We start from the raw sequence: 270 nt of genomic DNA, 5'->3' as shown, positions 1-270 counted from the left end.
GGTCCAGACTCCTACGGGAGGCAGCAGTGGGGAATATTGCACAATGGGCGCAAGCCTGATGCAGCCATGCCGCGTGTGTGAAGAAGGCCTTCGGGTTGTAAAGCACTTTCAGCGAGGAGGAAGGGTATGAAGTTAATAGCTTTGTGCATTGACGTTACTCGCAGAAGAAGCACCGGCTAACTCCGTGCCAGCAGCCGCGGTAATACGGAGGGTGCAAGCGTTAATCGGAATTACTGGGCGTAAAGCGCACGCAGGCGGTTTGTTAAGTCA

1 rRNA gene is annotated in these 270 nt (G+C 54.4%); it reads left to right on the top strand.

From position 1 onward, the window contains the following. Positions 1-270: ribosomal RNA gene (locus tag ACMV8I_RS21530) — 16S ribosomal RNA — on the top strand; the annotation flags it as partial.

It is taken from the genome of Ewingella sp. S1.OA.A_B6, from assembly GCF_049889095.1.
Lineage (GTDB): Bacteria > Pseudomonadota > Gammaproteobacteria > Enterobacterales > Enterobacteriaceae > Ewingella.
This window is presented reverse-complemented; position numbering and strand designations above follow the sequence as displayed.